At 70.3% G+C, this 18,653-nt stretch carries 17 protein-coding genes; 11 read left to right on the top strand and 6 right to left on the bottom strand.

What is annotated here, in order from left to right; translation table 11 throughout:
- Positions 1-217: 217 nt before the first annotated feature.
- Positions 218-1,138, top strand: a complete 921-nt coding sequence (locus OG711_RS12775) for an ADP-ribosylglycohydrolase family protein (protein ID WP_329559296.1) — start codon at positions 218-220, stop codon at positions 1,136-1,138.
- 97 nt (positions 1,139-1,235) lie between these two features.
- Positions 1,236-1,844 (top strand): Uma2 family endonuclease, encoded by a 609-nt coding sequence (locus OG711_RS12770; protein ID WP_329559295.1) that lies wholly within the window; start codon positions 1,236-1,238, stop codon positions 1,842-1,844.
- A gap of 18 nt (positions 1,845-1,862) precedes the next feature.
- Here OG711_RS12770 and OG711_RS12765 read toward each other — a convergent pair whose 3' ends face one another.
- Genes OG711_RS12765 through OG711_RS12755 form a run of 3 tightly spaced genes read right to left on the bottom strand, consistent with a single transcriptional unit; the run spans position 1,863 to position 5,159 of the window.
- The gene (locus tag OG711_RS12765) at positions 1,863-3,341 is read right to left on the bottom strand and encodes a penicillin-binding transpeptidase domain-containing protein (RefSeq protein ID WP_329563773.1); all 1,479 of its coding nucleotides are present in this window, start codon (positions 3,339-3,341) and stop codon (positions 1,863-1,865) included.
- Positions 3,342-3,367: 26 nt separating this feature from the next.
- The gene (locus OG711_RS12760) at positions 3,368-4,756 is read right to left on the bottom strand and encodes an FtsW/RodA/SpoVE family cell cycle protein (protein ID WP_073784901.1); all 1,389 of its coding nucleotides are present in this window, start codon (positions 4,754-4,756) and stop codon (positions 3,368-3,370) included.
- A gap of 49 nt (positions 4,757-4,805) precedes the next feature.
- A complete protein-coding gene (locus OG711_RS12755; RefSeq protein ID WP_329559294.1) occupies positions 4,806-5,159 on the bottom strand; it encodes an SH3 domain-containing protein in 354 nt (117 codons plus the stop codon).
- Between the two features lie 264 nt (positions 5,160-5,423).
- On the opposite strand from OG711_RS12755, the gene OG711_RS12750 reads away from it, so the two are divergent.
- The 3 genes from OG711_RS12750 (at position 5,424) to OG711_RS12740 (ending at position 9,169) form a co-directional block, all read left to right on the top strand.
- A complete protein-coding gene (locus OG711_RS12750) occupies positions 5,424-6,308 on the top strand; it encodes a hypothetical protein (RefSeq protein WP_329559293.1) in 885 nt (294 codons plus the stop codon).
- A gap of 53 nt (positions 6,309-6,361) precedes the next feature.
- A complete protein-coding gene (locus tag OG711_RS12745; protein ID WP_073785663.1) occupies positions 6,362-7,591 on the top strand; it encodes a sensor histidine kinase in 1,230 nt (409 codons plus the stop codon).
- Between the two features lie 774 nt (positions 7,592-8,365).
- Positions 8,366-9,169 carry a nuclease-related domain-containing protein gene (locus OG711_RS12740; RefSeq protein ID WP_329559292.1) on the top strand — a complete coding sequence of 268 codons (804 nt, stop codon included), beginning with the start codon at positions 8,366-8,368 and terminating at the stop codon, positions 9,167-9,169.
- 13 nt (positions 9,170-9,182) lie between these two features.
- On the opposite strand, the gene ligD is transcribed toward OG711_RS12740, so the two are convergent.
- The gene (ligD, locus tag OG711_RS12735; RefSeq protein WP_073785667.1) at positions 9,183-10,067 is read right to left on the bottom strand and encodes a non-homologous end-joining DNA ligase; all 885 of its coding nucleotides are present in this window, start codon (positions 10,065-10,067) and stop codon (positions 9,183-9,185) included.
- 91 nt (positions 10,068-10,158) lie between these two features.
- Here ligD and ku point away from each other — a divergent pair, with 91 nt between their 5' ends.
- Positions 10,159-11,094, top strand: coding sequence for a non-homologous end joining protein Ku (gene ku / locus OG711_RS12730; RefSeq protein ID WP_329559291.1), 936 nt, complete (start codon positions 10,159-10,161; stop codon positions 11,092-11,094).
- 57 nt (positions 11,095-11,151) lie between these two features.
- On the opposite strand, the gene OG711_RS12725 is transcribed toward ku, so the two are convergent.
- Together OG711_RS12725 and OG711_RS12720 are read right to left on the bottom strand one after the other, a co-directional pair.
- Positions 11,152-11,397 carry a DUF397 domain-containing protein gene (locus tag OG711_RS12725; RefSeq protein WP_329559290.1) on the bottom strand — a complete coding sequence of 82 codons (246 nt, stop codon included), beginning with the start codon at positions 11,395-11,397 and terminating at the stop codon, positions 11,152-11,154.
- Positions 11,394-12,284: a helix-turn-helix domain-containing protein gene (locus OG711_RS12720; protein WP_405673334.1), complete on the bottom strand. Its 891-nt coding sequence runs from the start codon at positions 12,282-12,284 to the stop codon at positions 11,394-11,396. Before OG711_RS12720 ends, OG711_RS12725 begins: the two co-directional genes overlap by 4 nt.
- Before the next feature lie 160 nt (positions 12,285-12,444).
- Here OG711_RS12720 and OG711_RS12715 point away from each other — a divergent pair, with 160 nt between their 5' ends.
- The 5 genes from OG711_RS12715 (at position 12,445) to OG711_RS12695 (ending at position 18,647) form a co-directional block, all read left to right on the top strand.
- Entirely contained in the window at positions 12,445-12,924 is a 480-nt protein-coding gene (locus OG711_RS12715; RefSeq protein WP_073784908.1) for an ATP-binding protein, read from the top strand.
- A 173-nt stretch (positions 12,925-13,097) separates the two neighbouring features.
- Positions 13,098-16,046, top strand: a complete 2,949-nt coding sequence (locus tag OG711_RS12710) for a hypothetical protein (RefSeq protein WP_329559289.1) — start codon at positions 13,098-13,100, stop codon at positions 16,044-16,046.
- Positions 16,043-16,906, top strand: a complete 864-nt coding sequence (locus OG711_RS12705; RefSeq protein ID WP_329559288.1) for an immunity 49 family protein — start codon at positions 16,043-16,045, stop codon at positions 16,904-16,906. Before OG711_RS12710 ends, OG711_RS12705 begins: the two co-directional genes overlap by 4 nt.
- Positions 16,907-17,097: 191 nt before the next feature.
- Entirely contained in the window at positions 17,098-17,964 is an 867-nt protein-coding gene (locus tag OG711_RS12700; RefSeq protein WP_329559287.1) for an immunity 49 family protein, read from the top strand.
- The gene (locus OG711_RS12695) at positions 17,961-18,647 is read left to right on the top strand and encodes a hypothetical protein (protein WP_329559286.1); all 687 of its coding nucleotides are present in this window, start codon (positions 17,961-17,963) and stop codon (positions 18,645-18,647) included. Before OG711_RS12700 ends, OG711_RS12695 begins: the two co-directional genes overlap by 4 nt.
- Positions 18,648-18,653: the final 6 nt, after the last annotated feature.

The raw sequence follows: 18,653 nt of genomic DNA, 5'->3' as shown, positions 1-18,653 counted from the left end.
GCGCACCCACGAGCGACGGCACAGGAACGAAGTACGCCCAGTACAGGAAACCCCGGGGCGCGAGCGAAGGCGACCCGCGGGGAACTGCGCGAAACCACCGAGCGACGGCACAGGAACGAAGTGCGCCCGGCACAGGAAACTCCGGGGCGCGAGCGAAGGCGAACCCCTGGGGCGGAAGCGAAGGCGCGACGGGACGATCACCTGGCAACATGACGCCATGAACGAAGCCCTCGCCCCCGCGGACCGCCGCGCCGCCGCACGTGACAGCCTCGAAGCGCTAGCCCTCGGGGACGCGTTCGGTGAGCGCTGGTTCCCGCTGTTCCGGGAGCGCCAGCAGGCCTACGAGGAGGTCCGGGCCCGCCGTATGCCGCAGGAGAAGGACTGGCGCTGGACCGACGACACCGCGATGGCGCTCGGGGTGCTGAGGGTCCTGGAGGAGCACGGGGAGGTCGACCCGACGGCCCTCGCCGGGGCCTTCGGCCAGGGATACGCGGCCGACCCGGGACGCGGCTACGGAGCCGGGATGCACGAACTCCTCCCGCACTACGCGGAGCACCCCGAGCGCTGGCCGGAGCTCGCCCCCGCCCTGTTCGGCGGCGAAGGCAGCCTCGGCAACGGCGCGGCGATGCGGGTCGCCCCGCTCGGCGCGTGGTTCTGCGACGACCTCGAACGCGCGGTCGCGCAGGCCGAGGTCTCCGCCCGGGTCACCCACGCGCATCCGCAGGCCGTCGCGGGGGCCGTCGCCGTCGCGGTCGCCGCCGCGCTGGCCGCCCGCGCCCGGCTCACCATCGCCGCCGTCGCGGAGGCCACCCCGCCCGGCGCGGTACGGGACGGACTGCTGAGAGCGGACGACCTCCCCTTCTCCACCGAGCCCGGGCGGGCCGCCGACGCCCTGGGCAGCGGCGGGCGGATCCGCGCCGACGACACCGTCCCGTTCGCCGTCTGGACCGCCGCGCGCCACACCGACGACCTGGTCTCCGCGCTGTGGGCCACCGCCGAGGGCTTCGGCGACGTGGACACCACCTGTGCCATCACCGCGGGCATCGTCGGCGCACGTACCGGCACGGCCAGCGTCTCGGAGGCGTGGCTGAAGCGCCGCGAGTCCCTGCCGGGCTGGGTGACGGCGGACGCGGGGTGAGCCCGCCGGTGTGTTCGTCACCCGATCGGATGATCAGTCACCGTTCGTCCTGGGTACCCTGGCCGTATCAGGCACGATCCGGCCCATGGGAGCGATCATGAACGCTGAACGCGACTACGGGCTGGACGAGCACTACGAGTGGGCTCGTCCGCCGGTGGGCGGCTGGGTGGCGGACGACCTCGACAAGCTTCCGAATCTACCTCCGCACACGGAGCTGATCGACGGGACCCTCGTCCTCGTGAGTCCGCGGACCCGATTCCACGCGCGGACCGTACGTCTGTTGGAGAACGAGCTGATCGCGCAGGCGCCGCCGCACCTGGAAGCGATCCGCGAGATGACGACGAAGCTCGACCGGAAGAACCGGCCCGAGCCCGATGTCCTCGTGGTGCCGGTCGACGCGGACACCGGTTCGGGGCAGACCTGGTTCGAGCCCGAGGACGTGCTCATCGCTGTCGAGGTGGTGTCCGACGATTCGGTCGCCCGCGACCGCGACATCAAGCCGCCCAAGTACGCGCGGGCAGGCATTCCGCACTACTGGCGCGTCGAGGCGAACGACGGCCTGCCCGTCGTCTACGTCTACGAACTGGACCCGGCGAGCCGTAGCTACGCCCTGACCGGGATTCACCACGCCAGGCTGAAACTCGTCACGCCGTTCGCCATCGACATCGACCTCACCGCGATCCACCCCCGCCGCCCCAGCCCCTGACCCCGCGGCCCCGCGATTTCAGCGGTCCCGTTTCCGTTCCGCGCCGTCCAGGACCGCCCCCATCACCGCCCGCGCGATCGGCGCCGCGTCGCCCCCGCCGCTGATCTCGCCGCGTACCGCCGACGCGTCCTCCACGACCACCGCCACCGCGACCGCCGGTTCCGGGGAGCCGTCCGCGTGGGCCCAGGAGATGAACCAGGCGTACGGGGTGCCGGTGTTGCCGACACCGTGCTGGGCCGTGCCCGTCTTGCCGCCGACCGTGGCGCCGGGGATCGCCGCCTTGCCGCCCGTGCCGTTCTCGACGACCTCCGTCATCAGCTCGCGCAGTTGCGCCGCGGTGCGGGCGTTCATCGCCTGGTGCAGCACCCGGGAGCCCGGGGTGCGGACGGGGCTGCCGTCGTGGGTGGTGGCGCGGTCCACGAGGTACGGGGTGCGGACCGTGCCGCCGCCCGCCACCGCCGCCGCGACCATCGCCATCTGGAGCGGGGTCGCCCGGGTGTCGAACTGCCCGACGGAGGAGAGCGCGAGCTGCGCCTTGTCCATCCGGCGGTCGAAGTTGCTGGCGGCCACCGGGGACGGGACGCGCAGCCCCCGGTCGTTGAAGCCGAAGTCCTCCGCCGTGCCGGTCATCCCGGCGAGCCCCACCCGGGTGCCGAGCTTCGCGAGGACGGTGTTGCACGACCAGGTGAAGGCGTAGCGCAGGGAGGCGTCCTCGCAGCCGTCGACCTCGTTGGTCAGGGAGGACGTGGAGCCGGGCAGCCGGTACGGGTCGGGGGAGTCGGTGGGGTCGTCCAGGTCCCGTACCGTCCCCGTCTCCAGGGCCGCCGCGGCCGTCACCACCTTGAAGGTCGAGCCCGGGGGATAGGTCTGGCGGATCGCCCGGTTGAGCATCGGCTGGTCCGGGGAGCCGTTCAGCCGCCGCCACGCGCTCTCGACGGCCGGGCCGTTGCCGGACAGCCTGCCCGGGTCGTACGAGGGCGTCGACACCAGGGCGAGAACCCGGCCGGTGCCCGGTTCCAGGGCGGCCACCGCGCCCTTGCGGCCCGCGAGCCCGTCGTACGCGGCCCGCTGCGCCGACCCGTCGAGGGTGGTCGCGATCCGGCCGCCGGGGGAGCGGGAGCGGGTGAGTTCGTGCCACAGGGGCAGCGGCGCGAGCATCGGGTCGGTGCCCGCCAGGACGGAGTCCTCCGCGTTCTCCAGGAAGGACGTCCCGTACAGCTGGGAGGAGAAGCCGGTCACCGGCGCGTACAACGGGCCGTCGCGGTACACGCGTTCGTAGCGGAGCTGTTCGCCGGTGTCCTTGGAGCCGGTGACCGGGCGGTCGTCCACCAGGATGTCGCCGCGCGGCTCGGCGTACCGGGCGATGGCCGACCGGCGGTTGGCGGGGTTGTCGTCCAGGGTGCCCGCCTCGACGATCTGGACCCGGGCCGCGTTCACCAGCAGGGCGACGAGCAGCAGCAGACAGAGGGCGGCGGTGTGCCGCACGCAGCGGCTCATGCTCCGGGCGCGTACGGGACGGGCGCTCATCGGACCGTTCCCCCGTCCGTGGCCGTTGGGTCGTCCTCCGGGGGGTGGCGGCGGGCGGAGTCGCTGAGCCGGATCAGCAGGGCCACGATGATCCAGTTGGTCACGACGGAGGAGCCGCCCTGGGCCAGGAACGGCATGGCCATGCCCGTCAGCGGGATCAGTCCGGTCACCCCGCCCGCGATGACGAACGACTGGAGGGCCACGATCGACGCGAGCCCCACGGCGAGCAGCCGGCCGAAGGGGTCGCGCAGGGCGAGTCCGGTGCGGAAGCCGCGTTCCACCAGCAGCGCGTACAGCAGGAACAGCGCCGAAAGGCCCGCGAGGCCCAGTTCCTCGCCGGCCGTCGCCAGGATGAAGTCCGACTTGGCGGCGAAGCCGATGAGGATCGAGTCGCCGAGGCCGAGGCCCGTCCCGAGCAGCCCGCCCGCGGCGAACGCGAACAGCGACTGGGCGAGCTGGTTGGGTCCCTGGCCCGCGTCGATCGACGCGAAGGGGTGCAGCCAGTCCTGGACCCGGGTGTGCACATGGGGTTCGAGCCGCCCGACGGCCGTGGCGCCCGCCGCCGCGAGGGCGAGTCCCACCGCGATCCAGCCGGTGCGGCCGGTGGCCACGTACAGGAGGACGACGAACAGCCCGAAGAAGAGCAGCGAGGTGCCGAGGTCGCGTTCGAGCACCAGCACGATCACACTGAGCAGCCAGACCGTGACGATCGGGCCCAGCACTCGGCCGGTGGGCAGCTGGAGCCGCCACATCCGGCGGCCCGTGTACGCGAGCGCGTGGCGGTTGGCGGCGAGATAGCTCGCGAAGAACAGCGCCAGCAGGATCTTGGCGAACTCACCCGGCTGGATCGAGAATCCGCCGAACCTGATCCAGATCCGGGCGCCGTTCACCGCCGGGAAGAAGATCGGCACGATCATCAGCACCAGGGCCGCCGCCATGCAGAGGTACGCGTACCGCTGGAGGATTCGGTGGTCGCGCAGGGCCAGCACCACCACGGTGAACAGCGCGACGCCCAGGGCCGACCAGACCAGTTGCGCGGGGGCCGCGCGGTCGCCCGGGGTCTCCAGGTCCAGCCGGTAGATGAGGACGAGGCCGATCCCGTTGAGCAGGACGGCGATCGGCAGCAGCACCGGATCGGCGTACGGGGCGCGCAGCCGTACGGCGATATGCGCGAGAAGGGCGAGCGCGCCGAGCCCGGCGCCGTACGCGGCGACGCCGGGCGGGACCGCGCCGGTCCTGCCGAGGCCCGCCGCGCAGTAGCCGCAGACCGCGAGCAGGACCGCCGGGACCAGGAGCACCAGTTCGGTGCCGCGGCCCAGCGGCGGGCGGACAGCGGGGGCCCCGGCCGGTGGGGTGGGCGGCGCCTGCGCTGTCGTTCCGGTCATGGCGGGAACGTAGCAACTCGTTCCACCTATGTCCCGTTATGTCGGTGCTTCAGCACCAATGGGGCGTTCTGTCGAAGGTTTCGATGTAGCGGGCCGAGCCCCACGCCCAGGTCCCGTCCGTGAGCAGGTACCAGATGTGGTTGTGGTCGACGCGTTCGCCCTCGGTCCGGCAGTAGATCGAGACGATCGCGCCGTGGGGCTCCCGGCGGATGACACGGCTGCCGCGGGTGGGGGAGTCGCGCAGCAGCAGTCCGCCGTGGGCGGTGACCCGGCCCTGGTAGTGGCCGCGGTCGCGGTCGTGGTCGCCGTCGTGGCCGGTGGGCGCGGCCGCCGCCGGGGTGATCGTCGAGGTCAGGGCCAGGGCGGTGCCCGCGGTGGCTATCGCGAGGGTACGGAGGCGCATAGGGGTTCCTTGTTCGTGGGGGTCTGATGCGGTTTCACCCTAGAAGGGTGGCTCCCCGCCTGCCTGTTGGGTACGCCCATCGGGTTCGGTGCGGACGGCATCCGTCGGGAACCGGACAGCCGGGTGATCGCGTGATGACAGGGGAGGCCGTGGTCCGGCCGGGGGGAAATGTCCGCGCTTAGGGGTTACGGGGGGCGTTCCCGTACCGTGGCGGGCTGAAGGAGTGAATCCCCGTTCGTCCGTCCGTCCGCAGGAGCCCGTGCCGTGTCCCACCGCAGACCCCGCCGGTCAGGCATCGCCTTGCTGCTGCCGCTGGCCGTGCTGCTGGGTGCCTGCGGCAACCCGGGCGACCTGGAGAGCGCCGGCCCCGCCACCACCGCCGTCGGCCCCGCCCGGCTGTGGCCGGATCTCCCCCCGGCCTCCACCCCCGCGTACGACTACGGCGAGGCCGAGACGGAGACGGTCGACGGCTTCGCCCTGCCCCGCGACGACATCCGCACCCTCGACCCCCTCGCGGTCCTGCGCGCCCAGGCGAAACAGCACCCCGACACCTTCACCGGCCCCCTCGCCCTCGACGAGGACACCGCGAAGAAGATCACCCGCTGCGGGTCGGACGGATCGGATGGGTCGGATGGGTCGGATAGTTCGGGCGGTCCGGACGGTTCGGACGGGTCGGACGGGTCGGATGGTTCGGACGGTTCTGGCGGGTCGGACGACGGGAGCGGCGCGAGCGGGTCGGACGGGTCGGACGGTGCGGGGGGTGCGGGCAGCCGGGGCTGCCCTGTGCTCAAGGAGCAGTACCGCGATCTGACCGGTGACGGCCGCGACGACCTCATCATCGGTATCCGGCTGCCCGACGATCAGCTCGCGGTCCGGGTCTTCACCCACGAGGGCGACGAACTGACCCAGATCATGTCGACCTCCGACGCGGTGACAGGCGTCGAACTGGCCGGCCGCGACCTCGTCATCCGGGCCGTGTCCGGCATACCGGGCTACGAGTACCGGACCGTGTGGTCCTGGGACCGCCACCAGGAAGCGATGCTCCCCACCAAGGACGAGTTCCTGCGCGTGGACGGCGCCGGCGGCACCCCGAAGTCCCCCGCCCCCCGGCCTCCGACCGCCTCCCCGTCCCCCGGGAGCACCCCGTGAACCCGCCGTACGGCAGCCGCCCGACGCACACCCCGCCGCCTCCCGCGCACGGCGTGCTGCCCTGGCTGCGCGCCTGGACCGCGACCCTGCCGTGGAAGGCCGCCGTCTTCATCACCGTCATGTGCTGCTCGCTGGCCGCGCTGCTCGGGCTGCTCGTCCATGTGTCCGTCACCCACCAGACCGTCGGCCAGGCCCGGGACCGGGCGCTGACCCGGCTCGCGGACGCCACCGAGGCGTTCGAGGACGGCGACCGGCTCGGGCCCGGCGTCTCCGTCGACCCGCCGGGACTGCCCCGCTCGCTGCGGACGCTGGCGCTGGAGGGCGAACGCGGCACGATGGTCGGCGACAGCGCGCCGCGCCCCACGATGTGGGCGGCCGGACCCGCCGACGGCGGCCGGGTGCTCGCGGTCGCCGTCGACTACTCCCAGGGCGTACGGACCATCGCCGGTCTCGACCGCGCGATCCTCGGCTCCTCCGCCCTCGCGATCGGGACGACCCTGCTGGTCGGGGCGTTCGCCGTCACCCGGATCACCCGGCGGCTGCACGCCACCGCGCGGGTCGCGCGGCGGATCAGCGCCGGGGACCTCGACGCGCGGGTGGACGACCCCCGGACGAAGTTCCCCGGCCAGGCCCAGGACGAGGTCGCGGCGGTCGCCGCCGCGCTGGACACCATGGCCTCCTCGCTCCAGGGCAAACTGGAGAGCGAGCAGCGGTTCACGGCGGACGTGGCCCATGAGCTGCGGACCCCGCTCACCGGGCTGCACGCGGCGGCCGAACTCCTGCCGCCGGGGCGCCCCACCGAGCTGGTACGGGACCGGGTCGCCGCGCTGCGGACCCTCACGGAGGATCTGCTGGAGATCTCCCGGCTGGACGCGGGCAGTGAGCGGGTGGACCTCGACGCGCACTGGCTGGGGCCGCTCGCCGAGCGGGTGGTCCGGGGGACCGGTGCGGAGCTGGACGTGGTCCGGGACGTGTGCGTCGACACGGACCGGCGGCGGCTCGAACGGGTCCTCGGGAACCTGGTCGCCAACGCGGTGACCCATGGGCGGGGGCCCGTGATCGTCACGGTGGACGGGGCCGAGGTCACCGTCCGGGACCACGGGGACGGGTATCCCGAGTACCTCGTGCTGCACGGGCCGCAGCGGTTCCGGACGGAGGGCGGTACGAAGGGGCACGGGCTCGGGCTCACGATCGCGCTCGGCCAGGCCACGACGTTGGGGGCGTGCTTGACGTTCACCAATGGGGCCCCGCCGGGGGCCGTAGCGACTCTCACGTTGCCGTGAGTCGGGGTGGGCGCCGCCTGGGTTTCTTGTGCGGGGCGCACTTCGTTCCTGTACAGGTCGTTCGTGGGGTGCGCAGTTCCCCGCGCCCCTTTGGGGCGCACCCGGTTTGTTCTTCGGGTCGGTGCCGGTCGGGATTCTCCGTCCTCGATCCGACACGCTCGGTAAGTCGTCCGGTGACCCGACTGAAGAGCATCGGAGTCTGCGAGCAGAGATTCCCGCCCACCCCCTCCCGTAGCCGGGCGAGTCCGCGAGGAGGGTGGTTCAACCCCGCCCCGGGCTGATGACAGCCCGCACTCTGACCGCAGCCCCAGGTGGGCGCCCCCAAAGGGGCGCGGGGAACTGCGCACCCACGGACGACGGCACGGGAACAGGTACGTCCAGGTGTGGAACCCCAGGGGCGCGAGGAACTGCGCGAAATCGAGGGCAGGCCCGCACCCGAAGAACAACCGCAACGGGGCAGCACCTCAGGGGCGCGGGGAACTGCGCACCCAACGAGCGACCCGCACGGGAACAAGTACGCCCAGCACAGGAAACCCGGCGGCGTGAGCGAAGGCGACCTGCGGGGAACTGCGCACCCAACGAGCGACCCGCACGGGAACAAGTACGCCCAGCACAGGCAACCCCCACGGGCGCACGGGAGGACGGGGACGGGGACGGGAACCCCGGCGTACCCGTGCCCCCCGGACGGGGACCTGGCCGGTATCCGCTGGGGCGCCGTACGGACCTGTTGCGGCCCAGGCACCGCACCTGCTCCCATGGAGCGGGGTGATCCACATGACAGACCTCCGCGTCGTACCGACCCACCGCCAGGGCCACCAGCTCCTCCACGTCACCACCGCGTCCGGCAGGACCCTCGCCTGGTACGACCGTGAGGACTCCCGCGTCACCCTCCTGAGCACCCGCGACACCGACGCCGTCCTCGCCGCCCTGGCCCCCTACCTCACCGGCCGGGTGACCGTAGGACCCCCCGTGCTGCCCGGCCCCGCCGACCTCACCCGGCTCAGCCTCCACCCCGACGACGACCTCGCCCCGAACCGCCCCGGCGAGAGCCTGCGTGTAGCCCTGGACCGCGACCCGTCCCCGCCCCGCCGCCTCCGCGCCGACCCCCGGAAGGCGGCGCTCGCGGCCGAGGAGGCCACCGGCGCGGCCCTGGACGCCCTGGAGGCCGGGGGCTGGCGCATCCTGCACTCCGTGCCCCTGCCCGGCGGGGACCGCGTACCGCATCTCGCCATCGGCCCGGCGGGACTCTTCGCCGTGCACGCACTGCCCGCCCGCCGCCGCCAGGTGCACGTGGACGACCCGCTCGTCACCGTCGGCCGGTCGGCAGCCCACCCCCTGCTGCGCACCGTCCGCGCCCTGGCCGACCGCGCCTCGCACGCCCTCGCGGCCGAGGTCCGCGCCGTGCTCGCCCCGGCCGGTGCCGCCCGCGTCACCGTGACCGCCGCACCCCGGGACATCCGGGTCCTGCGCGACACCGAACTGTCCGCGCTGGCCCGCGAGGACGCCGTCCTCAAACCGGCCGACGTCGAGGCCCTGCACGCGACGGCCCGCGACCGCGCCACCTGGCACCGCCTCTGAACCCGGTCCCGTCTCAGGACGGCAGTTCCCCCGCCCGCCCCTCCTCGTACAGCGGCGCCAGCAGATCCCCGTACCGCTCCAGCCGCCCCGCGACCTCGCCCGCGAGCACCACCAGCTGCTCCGGTGTCCCGCACCCCGCGACCTCGTCCCAGGTCAGCGGGGCCGAGACGGTCGGCTCGGGCCGCGCCCGTACCGTGTACGGCGTCGCCGTCGTCTTCGCGGCGGCGTTCTGGCTGAAGTCCACGAAGACCTTGCCGGGCCGCAGACTGCGGGTCATCCGATGGGTGACCAGTGCGGGCAGCTCCCGTTCCGCCGCGACGGCGAGCCGTTTCGCGTACGCCGTCACCCGGTCGGACGCGGTGGGCCGGATCGACGCGAGCAGATGCAGCCCCTTCGAGCCGGACGTCTTCACGAACGCCTCCAGCCCGTCGCCGGCGAGCCGCTCCCGTAGCCACAGCGCCACCTCGCAGCACTCCACGACCGTCGCGGGCGCTCCCGGGTCGAGGTCCAGCACGAGCCGGTCGGCCCGCCCGTGCGCCCCGTCCCGCCACTGCGGGGTGTGGAACTCCGTGACGAGGTTCGCCGCCCAGATCAGCGACGGCAGGTCCTGCACGACCACCTGCCGCTGCGACCCGTCCGAATGGGGGACCTCGGCCGTCCGCACCCACTCGGGCGTGCCCGGCGGCACGTTCTTCGTGAAGAACCGCTGGCCCCCCGGCCCGTCCGGGTACCGCAAAAACGACACCGGACGGTCCCTGAGCTGGGCGAGCAGCGGTTCACTGGTGGTCGCGTAGTAGTGCAGGAGCTGCCCCTTGGTGAAGCCGCTGTCCGGGTACAGCACCTTGTCGAGGTTGCTGAGCGCCAGCCGCCGCCCCGCCACCTCCGTCATGGGCGTCATACGATGAGACTGCCACGAAACGTGATGAATCGGATGTACATCCGGATACGGGGCGCGACCGCCCCGGGTCCGGTCCCGGAAGGCGGTGCCCGTGCGCTCGATCTGGAACGGTTCGATCGCGTTCGGCCTGGTCAGCATCCCCGTCAAGCTGATGAGCGCGACCGAGAACCACTCCGTGTCCTTCCGCCAGATCCACACCGAGGACGGCGGCCGGGTCCGCTACCGCAAGGTGTGCGAGCTGGAGGACGAGGAGGTCCAGGCGGCCGACACCGTGCGCGGGTACGAGATGGCCGACGGCACGGTCGTCACCGTCACGGACGAGGACCTCGCCGCCCTGCCGCTGCGCACCACGAAGACCATCGAGGTCGTCGCCGTCCTGCCCGCCGACCGCATCGACCCGCTCCAGATGGACACCGCGTACTACCTCGCCGCGAACGGCACCGACGCGGGCAAGCCGTACGTGCTGCTGCGCGAGGCCCTGAAGCGGACCGGCAGCATCGCCCTCACCAAGTTCGCCCTGCGCGGCCGGGAGCGGCTGGCGATGCTGCGCGTCGTGGACGACGTGCTGCTGCTGCACTCGCTCCTGTGGCCCGACGAGATCCGCTCCACGGAGCACGTCGCCCCCGAGGGCCGCGTCACCATCAAGGACGCCGAACTCGACCTCGCGGACGCCCTGATGGACACCCTCGGCGAGATCGACCCCGACACCATGCACGACGACTACCGCGCGGCCCTGGACGAGCTGATCGCCGCGAAGCTGTCCGGCGAACTCCCCCCGCGTCCGGCCCCGGAGAAGACCGAGGGCGCGGAGGTCATCGACCTCGCGGCGATCCTGGAGCAGTCGGTCCGCGCGGCGGAGGAGAAGTCCGGCAAGCGGTCGGGACGCGCCCGGACAGCGAAGAAGAAGGCCGCCCCGAAGAAGACCGCGAGCAAGAAGTCCGTGTCGGGGAAGAAGACCGCGTCCGGCAAGACTGCGGCCAAGAAGACGGCCAAGAAGGCCACCCCGCGCAAGCGCGCCAGCGCGTAGACCGGGTACGGCCCGCCGCCCTTGGCCGGTCCGTACCCGGTCAGGGGCGGTCCCGGGTCAGCCTCGCGCGGCGTACGTGACGAAGCCGGTCCAGGCGGTGGCGGTGACGGCGAACTGCGGCCCGGCCTTGACCTTGCTGTCCCGTACGTGGACGGTTCCGGGGCAGGTCGCGATCTCTACGCAGTCGTCGCCGGAGTCGCCGCTGTGGCTGGACTTGTGCCAGGTGAGCGCGATCTCTACGCAGGAGTCGCCGTCCCCGCCGCTGTAGCTGCTCTTGAACCAGGCCAGGCCGGTGGTGCTCATATCGCTCCTCGCATCCGCTTCAACAGACCCAAGGAGTCGTCCAGCGTGAGGGCCTGTGAGCGCATCCTGGCATACCGCATCTTGAGCATGCTCACCACTTTGCGGTCAGTGATGATCTGGCTGCTTTTCTGTCCTTCGACGTAACCGAACCACTTGTTCTCCGGGGTCTCCAGTACCTGCATAGGGCCGTCCAGCCCCGCGTGACTGTGCCGTTCCAAGGACATGACCTGGATCTCGATGTTCCGCAGCTGAGCCACCTCGATGAGATGGTCCAGTTGGCCACGGGTCACGTCCCGGCCGCCCATGTTCCGCAGCAGCAGGTGTTCCTCGATGATGAAGCTGTATGCGGTGTTCGGACGCTCCCGAAGCAGTCGCTGTCGATCGAGTCGCATGGTGAGCTGAGCTTCTATCTGATCGTCCCCGAGAGGTGGGAGCTGGTTGACGAACAGCGTTCGGGCGTATGGCTCCGACTGCAACAAGCCAGGGATCAGCCTGCACTCGTAGGTCCACAAGGTCAGGGCTTTCGCCTCCAACTGGGCCCATTGGCGGAACCAGGCCGCGAGCCCTTTCTCGCGGGAGAGGTGGAGCGCTGCGCTGCGCAGCGCTCCGGTCTCGCCGGTGAGGGCTTCGGCCGCCTCGATGAGGGCCACGTCGGGCATTCTGCGGCCCTGCTCGACGGAGGCGATCGTGTGTTTGGAGTAGCCGACCCGCAGGCCGAACTCCGCCCGGCTCAGACCGGCGTGTTCCCGTAGCGCTTGGACGACCGCGCCGAACGTCCGCAGGCTGTCCGACCACTCGGGCTCGGCCTGGGGCGTACCGCCACGTCGCGGTAATGCGGCCCCGCTGGTCCCCTCTTCATGTTCTGTCCCGTCCGTTTCGTCCGGCATCGCGGACACCTCCCGCACACGTACCACTCTGTACACGGCCAACTCACCCAGAGTTAGCGGGAGTAGGAGGCTACTGTCCAGCATTGGGCCGCGTACGCTGTTTCAGCGTACGCAGGTCAGGGGTGGTGAAAGCGGTCTCATCGGGGCCAGATTGAGCCGCATGACAGGACCCACCATCCGCCGACACCGCGTAACCGTACATACGTTCAGTCAGCGGTTCTACGCCATTCCCCTCGGTGCCCGGCTGGCCCGCCGTCACGCACGGCTGCGGCTGGACCGCTGGGGCATCCCGTTCGGGAGCGAGAGCTCGGACGCGGCAGCGTTGATCGTGGCGGAGCTCGCCGCGAACGCGGTGGCGCATACGGGCGCCACACCTGGGGCGGAGTTCGCGCTGAGGCTCATGCTTCAGCCGGGCGCGCTGCGGATCGAGGTGACGGACGCGGCCGGTTCCGTACGTCCGCCCGAGCCGGGCGACTTGGGTGCCCCGGATGACGAGGCGGAGAACGGACGCGGACTGATCCTTGTGGCCGCCCTGGCGGACCGCTGGAGCGTGTTGGACGCGCCGGCCGGGGGGAAGACCGTAAGGGTCGAACTGGACCTGCCCGTCGACACCGGGGTGAACCCCGGACCGCTGTTGTGAAGGTCCGGTGAGCGGGCGGCCTTGGACGCGGAACGGTTCCGGTCAGGCTCGGTGTCATGGGCCGGAATCGTACGGTTGCGGGAACCGCGGGATGGCGGGAACGCGTTGTTCCATGGGGCGGTTGTCGTCGGCGGTGGGCGTGGTGACGAGCCAGTGAGGGGCGGGGGTCTGTGGTGAATGGCGGGGCGATCAATCCGGGGACGATTCCTCAGTTCACGGGGGATCTGGGGGAGTTGGAGACGCAGCGGGGGCTGCTTCATGGGGCTGCGGGGCAGTTCCGTGATGCGGGTGCGGATGTGCATGCGCGTTTTCAGGGGTTGTCGGCGTTCTACACGGCGCCGGAGGCGGAGCAGTTGTTCGCGACGACGGGTCCGGTGAAGTCGGAGTCGGATGTGTTCGCGGATCAGCTGGAGTCGGTGACGACGGCGTTGTCGGAGTACGCGGCGGAGGTCCGTCCGATCGAGGCGCGGCTGAAGCAGTTGAAGGCGGATGCGACGGCTTTTGTGTCCGGGATCAGTGGTGACAAGCACTGGAAGGACGACGGGGACAAGGTCGAGGAGAACAACGACCTGGTGAAGGATGTGAACGCGGCGGTGGCGGCGTTCTGGGAGGCGGAGCGGGCCTGCGCGAACAAGATCACGGCGCTGGTGTGCGGGACGCATTTCATCGCGGACGACGGCACGGGCAAGTCGAACATGTACGGGTTCAGTGAGAAGGACCTGGACGGTACGAAGGAGCTGCCGTGGGGTTCGCAGGTGGAGGAGTCCCGCCGCTGGTGGGAGGTCCATCATCATGTGGGGTCGTTCCTGAAGGGTGTGTTCGTCGACGGCCTGTGGGGGACGATCCGGGGTCTGGGGACGCTGGTCGGGGTCGACGGGTGGGACGCGGCGGGCCAGGCGTGGACGGGCCTGGCGAAGGTCGTCACCGGTCTGGCGATCACCATCACGCCGGTGCTGGGCACGGTGTACTGGGCGTTGCCGGAGGAGAAGCTGCCGGGGTGGTTCCGTGAGTCGCGGACGGCGGTGAAGGAGACCGGCAAGGCCCTCGTCGCGTGGGACGAGTGGGGGAAGAATCCGGCGCGGGCGGCGGGTGCGACGACGTTCAACGTGGTGACGACGGTGTTCACGGGTGGTGCGGGCGCGGCGGCGAAGACGGGCTCGGTCGCGAAGGTGATCTCCGCCCTCGGAAAGACGGGGCGTCTGCTGGACCCGGTGACGTATATCGCGAAGGGCGGCAAGGTCGTCACCGTGAAGGTCGGTGATCTCCTGGCGGGTCTGCGGAACGTGGACGCGGGCGCCCGGATCAACATCCCCGAACCCGCGACCCCGGCCCCGGTGGCGGGCGCCGACGACGCAGCCCGCGCGGGCACCGGTACGGGTCCGGATCCGTCGCACACGGTGCGGTTGCCGGACGACGCGAACGGCAGCCCGCAGTACCTCGACACGAACACCGGCCAACTACTCGACGCGGCGGGCAACCCGAAGCCGGACGTGATGCCGCGCGATGTGACCAACCCGGACCGCTCGGGCGCGGAGGTCCCGCCGGTGCGGTCGGAGACCCCGGTCCAGGTGGGCGCACGGGAACCGGCGCTGGTGGGCGCGGGACCGGTGGCGGGGAGTATCGACAATGCGGCGGGCGGCGGTGCACCGGGCGGGGTGACCCCGGGTGCCGGTGCCCCGGGCGGTACGCCTGGTGGGGTGACGCCGGGTGGTGGTGCTGTTCCGGGGGCGGTGACGCCGGGTGGGGGTGCGGTCCCGGGCGGCGGCGGGTTGGACGGCGTGCCGGGCGGCGGGGCGAACAACCTCCCGGGCGGAGGGGCGAACAACTTGCCGGGCGGCGGAGCGGGTCAGCTCCCGGGCGGCGCGGTGGACAACCTCCCGGGCGGAGGCGCGAACAACTTGCCGGGCGGCGGAGCGGGTCAGCTTCCCGGCGGCGCGGTGGACAACCTCCCCGGTGGAGGCGCGAGCAATCTGCCGGGCGGGGGAGCGAACCACATCCCGGGCGGAACAGCCGACAACCTTCCCTCCAACAACCTCGGGGACAACGCCACCCCGGGCGGGGGCGCGGCCACCACCCCCGACACCACCCCCGGCGGCGGAACCGCGGGCGACAGCCCGACCGTGCCGGGCCAGGGAGCGGACCCGGTCCCGGGCAACGCCGGAGGCGGCACGGGCAACGGCCCGGGCGGCGGAGGTGGCAACGGCCCCGGCGGCGGCGCCGGGAACAACCTCCCGGAGCCCCGCGACCCGAGGACGTACACCCTGGCGGAGCGCCAGGCGATCATGGACCACCAGGTAGCGCGGGCCAACGACCCCAGCGACACCTACTTCAAGGACTTCTACCAGAAGAACGGGTACCGGAAGGCTGCCGAGGCTGCCGATGAGTTCGGGTTGGTGCCACCACAGCTGTTGAAGAGTGCAAATGTGTGGATTCCCAAAGACAATGTTCTGCCCGCTCTGCCACCCTCCTACCTGGACGCAGCACCCACAGAGACAGCCGCGAAGACCGCTACCCCCGAGGCCCGTGCTCAACTGAACGAATTGGCGAAAGAGCGCCAAAGTGCGATCGCGGATGATCGCGCTCCACACCAGAAGCACACGGAAGCATCTCAGGCCCTCAAGAAGGACTCGGAAAATGTGGAGCTCCAAGAGAGCCTGCGAAAAGCGAAAGAGGCGCACAGAGGGCCGCACGCGAGGCTGACAGTGGCCAGCGAGGCATTTGGTGAGGGCATCGCCCGCCACCACGCCATACCTCAGCGCTACCCTGGAGCATCGGAATTGGAGCTTCACGGCCCCAGGTCTGGAAACGATCAGTTCGACCAGGTCTGGCAGCGGGGAGATCGATATATAGTCGTCGAGGCGAAGAGTAACGTCGACACGGACCTCGGCAGTCGGCTGATAGGTGATGTCCGTCATTCACAGGGTTCTCGCGAGTACTTCACGGATATCCTTGAAGCAATGTCGAAGCGGGCGGATGATGAATCGCTCGCTATGCAGCTGGAGGAAGCGCTTGAGGAAGGACGTGTCGACTACGTCCTGGTGAAGGGCCGTGATAATGACGGTGTTTACAATGGCTACACTATGAGACAGTTCGATATACGTGACGTAGGGGAAACATCGTGACCGTCAGGGTAGTTCGTCATCGCTCCGCAAATCCGGAAGGTGAAGAGTTCGTCAGTCGATTCTTTCCGAAGTCCGTTGCGAAGATCGAGAAGCTGGAAGCGCTGCCCGGCATGATCGATGTCTACTGGAAGGCCTCGCAGTTGGCCGTCCAGGCCCAGGGGCTGATCGATCCGCGCGCGGCGAAGCTGGAGTCCTGGGAAGCGGTGGTGGACGCGATGCAGATGGGTTCGGCGGTGTTCCGTCGTTCTGCGATCACCGAGGGCACGGTGGACTGCATGATCCATCACAAGGTGCGCACGCTGCCCGCGATGGGGCCCAAACCGTTCGCCAACGCCGGCACCTGGTTGACGGCGTTCTTCTTCGCGATTGTGTGTCGTGATCAGAAGCGGATGACGGAGCTGGCGGAGCTGCCGTTGGATGTGTTGCGGGCGTCGGGTGCGGTGCATGACGAGTACCTGTTGCACTGGGTGTCGGCGCTCCAGGCATATTGGTTGCGTGACCAGGCCCGCATGGTGGACGAACTCTCCGCCACGTTCCAGAAGTCCCACCCGGATGTTGTGCATGTCACTTCTCGGGAGCGACTCCAATGGATCTCCTATCCGCCGGTAAATCTCTTCTACCGGTTCGTGAACAGGGATCACGCGGGATTCAGTGAGGCGCTGGTGGAGGCCCTGGAGCTGCACAAGGTGTATTGGACCGCCAACGAGGACCGTGCGGAGGACATCGACGGGATGGTGGCGCTCGCACCCCTCGCCATGACCTGTCTCGCGTACGACGGGGACTTCCCCATCGATGTCGAATCGGACTACCTGCCCCACCACCTGATCGCCCGTAGCTGGCTGGGCGAGTTCCCCACATGAGTCACCCGATCAAGGCTGAACAGGGCGGGGCCGTGCGTGCGCTCGTTCTGGCCGTGCCCTCGTCCAAGTACTTCGGTAACGTCCAGGGCTATGAGGCCACTGCCCGGTTCTGATTGGCTGCCAGGAAGTGCACTTGGCGGGCCGTTTGTGAGGCTGTCGCCCTCATCGCGTGGTTCCAGGATGGAAGTCGCATGTTGACTATGACGGTGGTGCGTCATCGTTCGGCGGAGCCCAGCTCCGCCAAGTTCGCTGAGAGTCTGTACCAGGGTTCGATCGAGGACATCGAGTCGCTGGAAGAGGCACCGGACATGATGGACTTCTATTGGAGTTCGGCGGAGAGCGCCGTCCTGGGGCGTTCCCTCGTAGATCCGCGTGCCGAGGTGCTGGAGTCCTGGTATGCGGTCGTGAATGCGATGCAGATGGGTTCAGCGGCTTTCCGCCGGGCTGCGGTCACCGAGGGTGCGGTGGACTGCTTGATCAACCACAAGGTTCGTTCCCTGTCGGCGACGGGCCCCTTGGCCTATCTCAACGCCAGTACTTGGTTGACGGCGTTCTTCTTCGCGATCGTGTGTCGTGATCAGAAGCGGATGACGGAGCTGGCGGAGTTGCCGTTGGATGTGTTGCGGGCGTCAGGTGCGGTGCATGACGAGTACTTGTTGCATTGGGTGTCGGCGCTTCAGGCGTACTGGTTGCGGGATCAGGCACGGATGGTGGACGAACTCTCGGCGACGTTCGAGAAGTCACATCCGAATGTGATTCGGGTCGCTGGTCGTGAGTGGGTGCAGCGGATCTCGTATCCGCCTGTCAACCTCTTCTACCGGTTCGTGAATCGTGACCACGCTGGATTCCATGAGGCGCTGGTCGAGGCACTGGAGTTGCACAAGGCGTACTGGACTGCCGACGAAGACCGTGAGCAGGACCTCAAGGGAGTGTTCTCCCTGGGCATCCTCGCGATGACCTGTCTCGCGTACGACGGGGACTTCCCCATCGATGTCGAGTCGGACTACCTGCCCCACCACCTGATCGCCCGTAGCTGGCTGGGCGAGTTCCCCACATGAGTCACCCGATCAAGGCTGAACAGGGCAGACCCGTGGGTACGTTCGCCCTGGCGCGCGCGCCTGAGCAGGTCGCTTCGTGGGAGTGGTGCCCCGATGGTCTCTTCACCGTGGGGCTTCTGCCCGCGTTGGAGCTGGCGGAGCAGATGGTGGCGGTCCTCGCCGAACATCGTCTGCTCGTGCCGAGCGTACTGGAGTGGCACTGGTACTCAGTGGGACAAGGCGGGGTCGGTGTGACGACCAGGTTGCCTCTGCTGACACCGTCGGTCGGCGGTGCCGAAACGGCCCGGCGCGTCCTTGGGTGCAGGCCCGTCGCCTTCCCCACGGCTCAGCCGGCCGACATCCTGGTGGTCGGGCACGGCGAATGGCTCGATGAGGGAGGCCGCGCCCACCAGGTACGGCGACTGGTCGAACTGACCGTGACACCCGACGAACTCGGCCCTTGCGCCGAGCTGGCCGTGTTCCACGACATCTGGGGCGAGTGCGACTTCCAGGGGCACCCGCATCCCGAGTTGCACCAGCGCAACGCTCCCCGTCTCGCCACCGCGCTCCGTGCGCTGGACGACACTCTGCACGTGGCCTGCGCGCCCGGTGAACCGACCTACTTCGGCCGCGCTGAGGGCTATAGCGTCGCCCCGCCGGATCTGATCGACGGCCTGGGCCCGGACCTGACGGACCGCCTGTGAAACCAG

The sequence above is a fragment of the Streptomyces uncialis genome (assembly GCF_036250755.1).
Taxonomy (GTDB): domain Bacteria; phylum Actinomycetota; class Actinomycetes; order Streptomycetales; family Streptomycetaceae; genus Streptomyces; species Streptomyces uncialis.
This window is presented reverse-complemented; position numbering and strand designations above follow the sequence as displayed.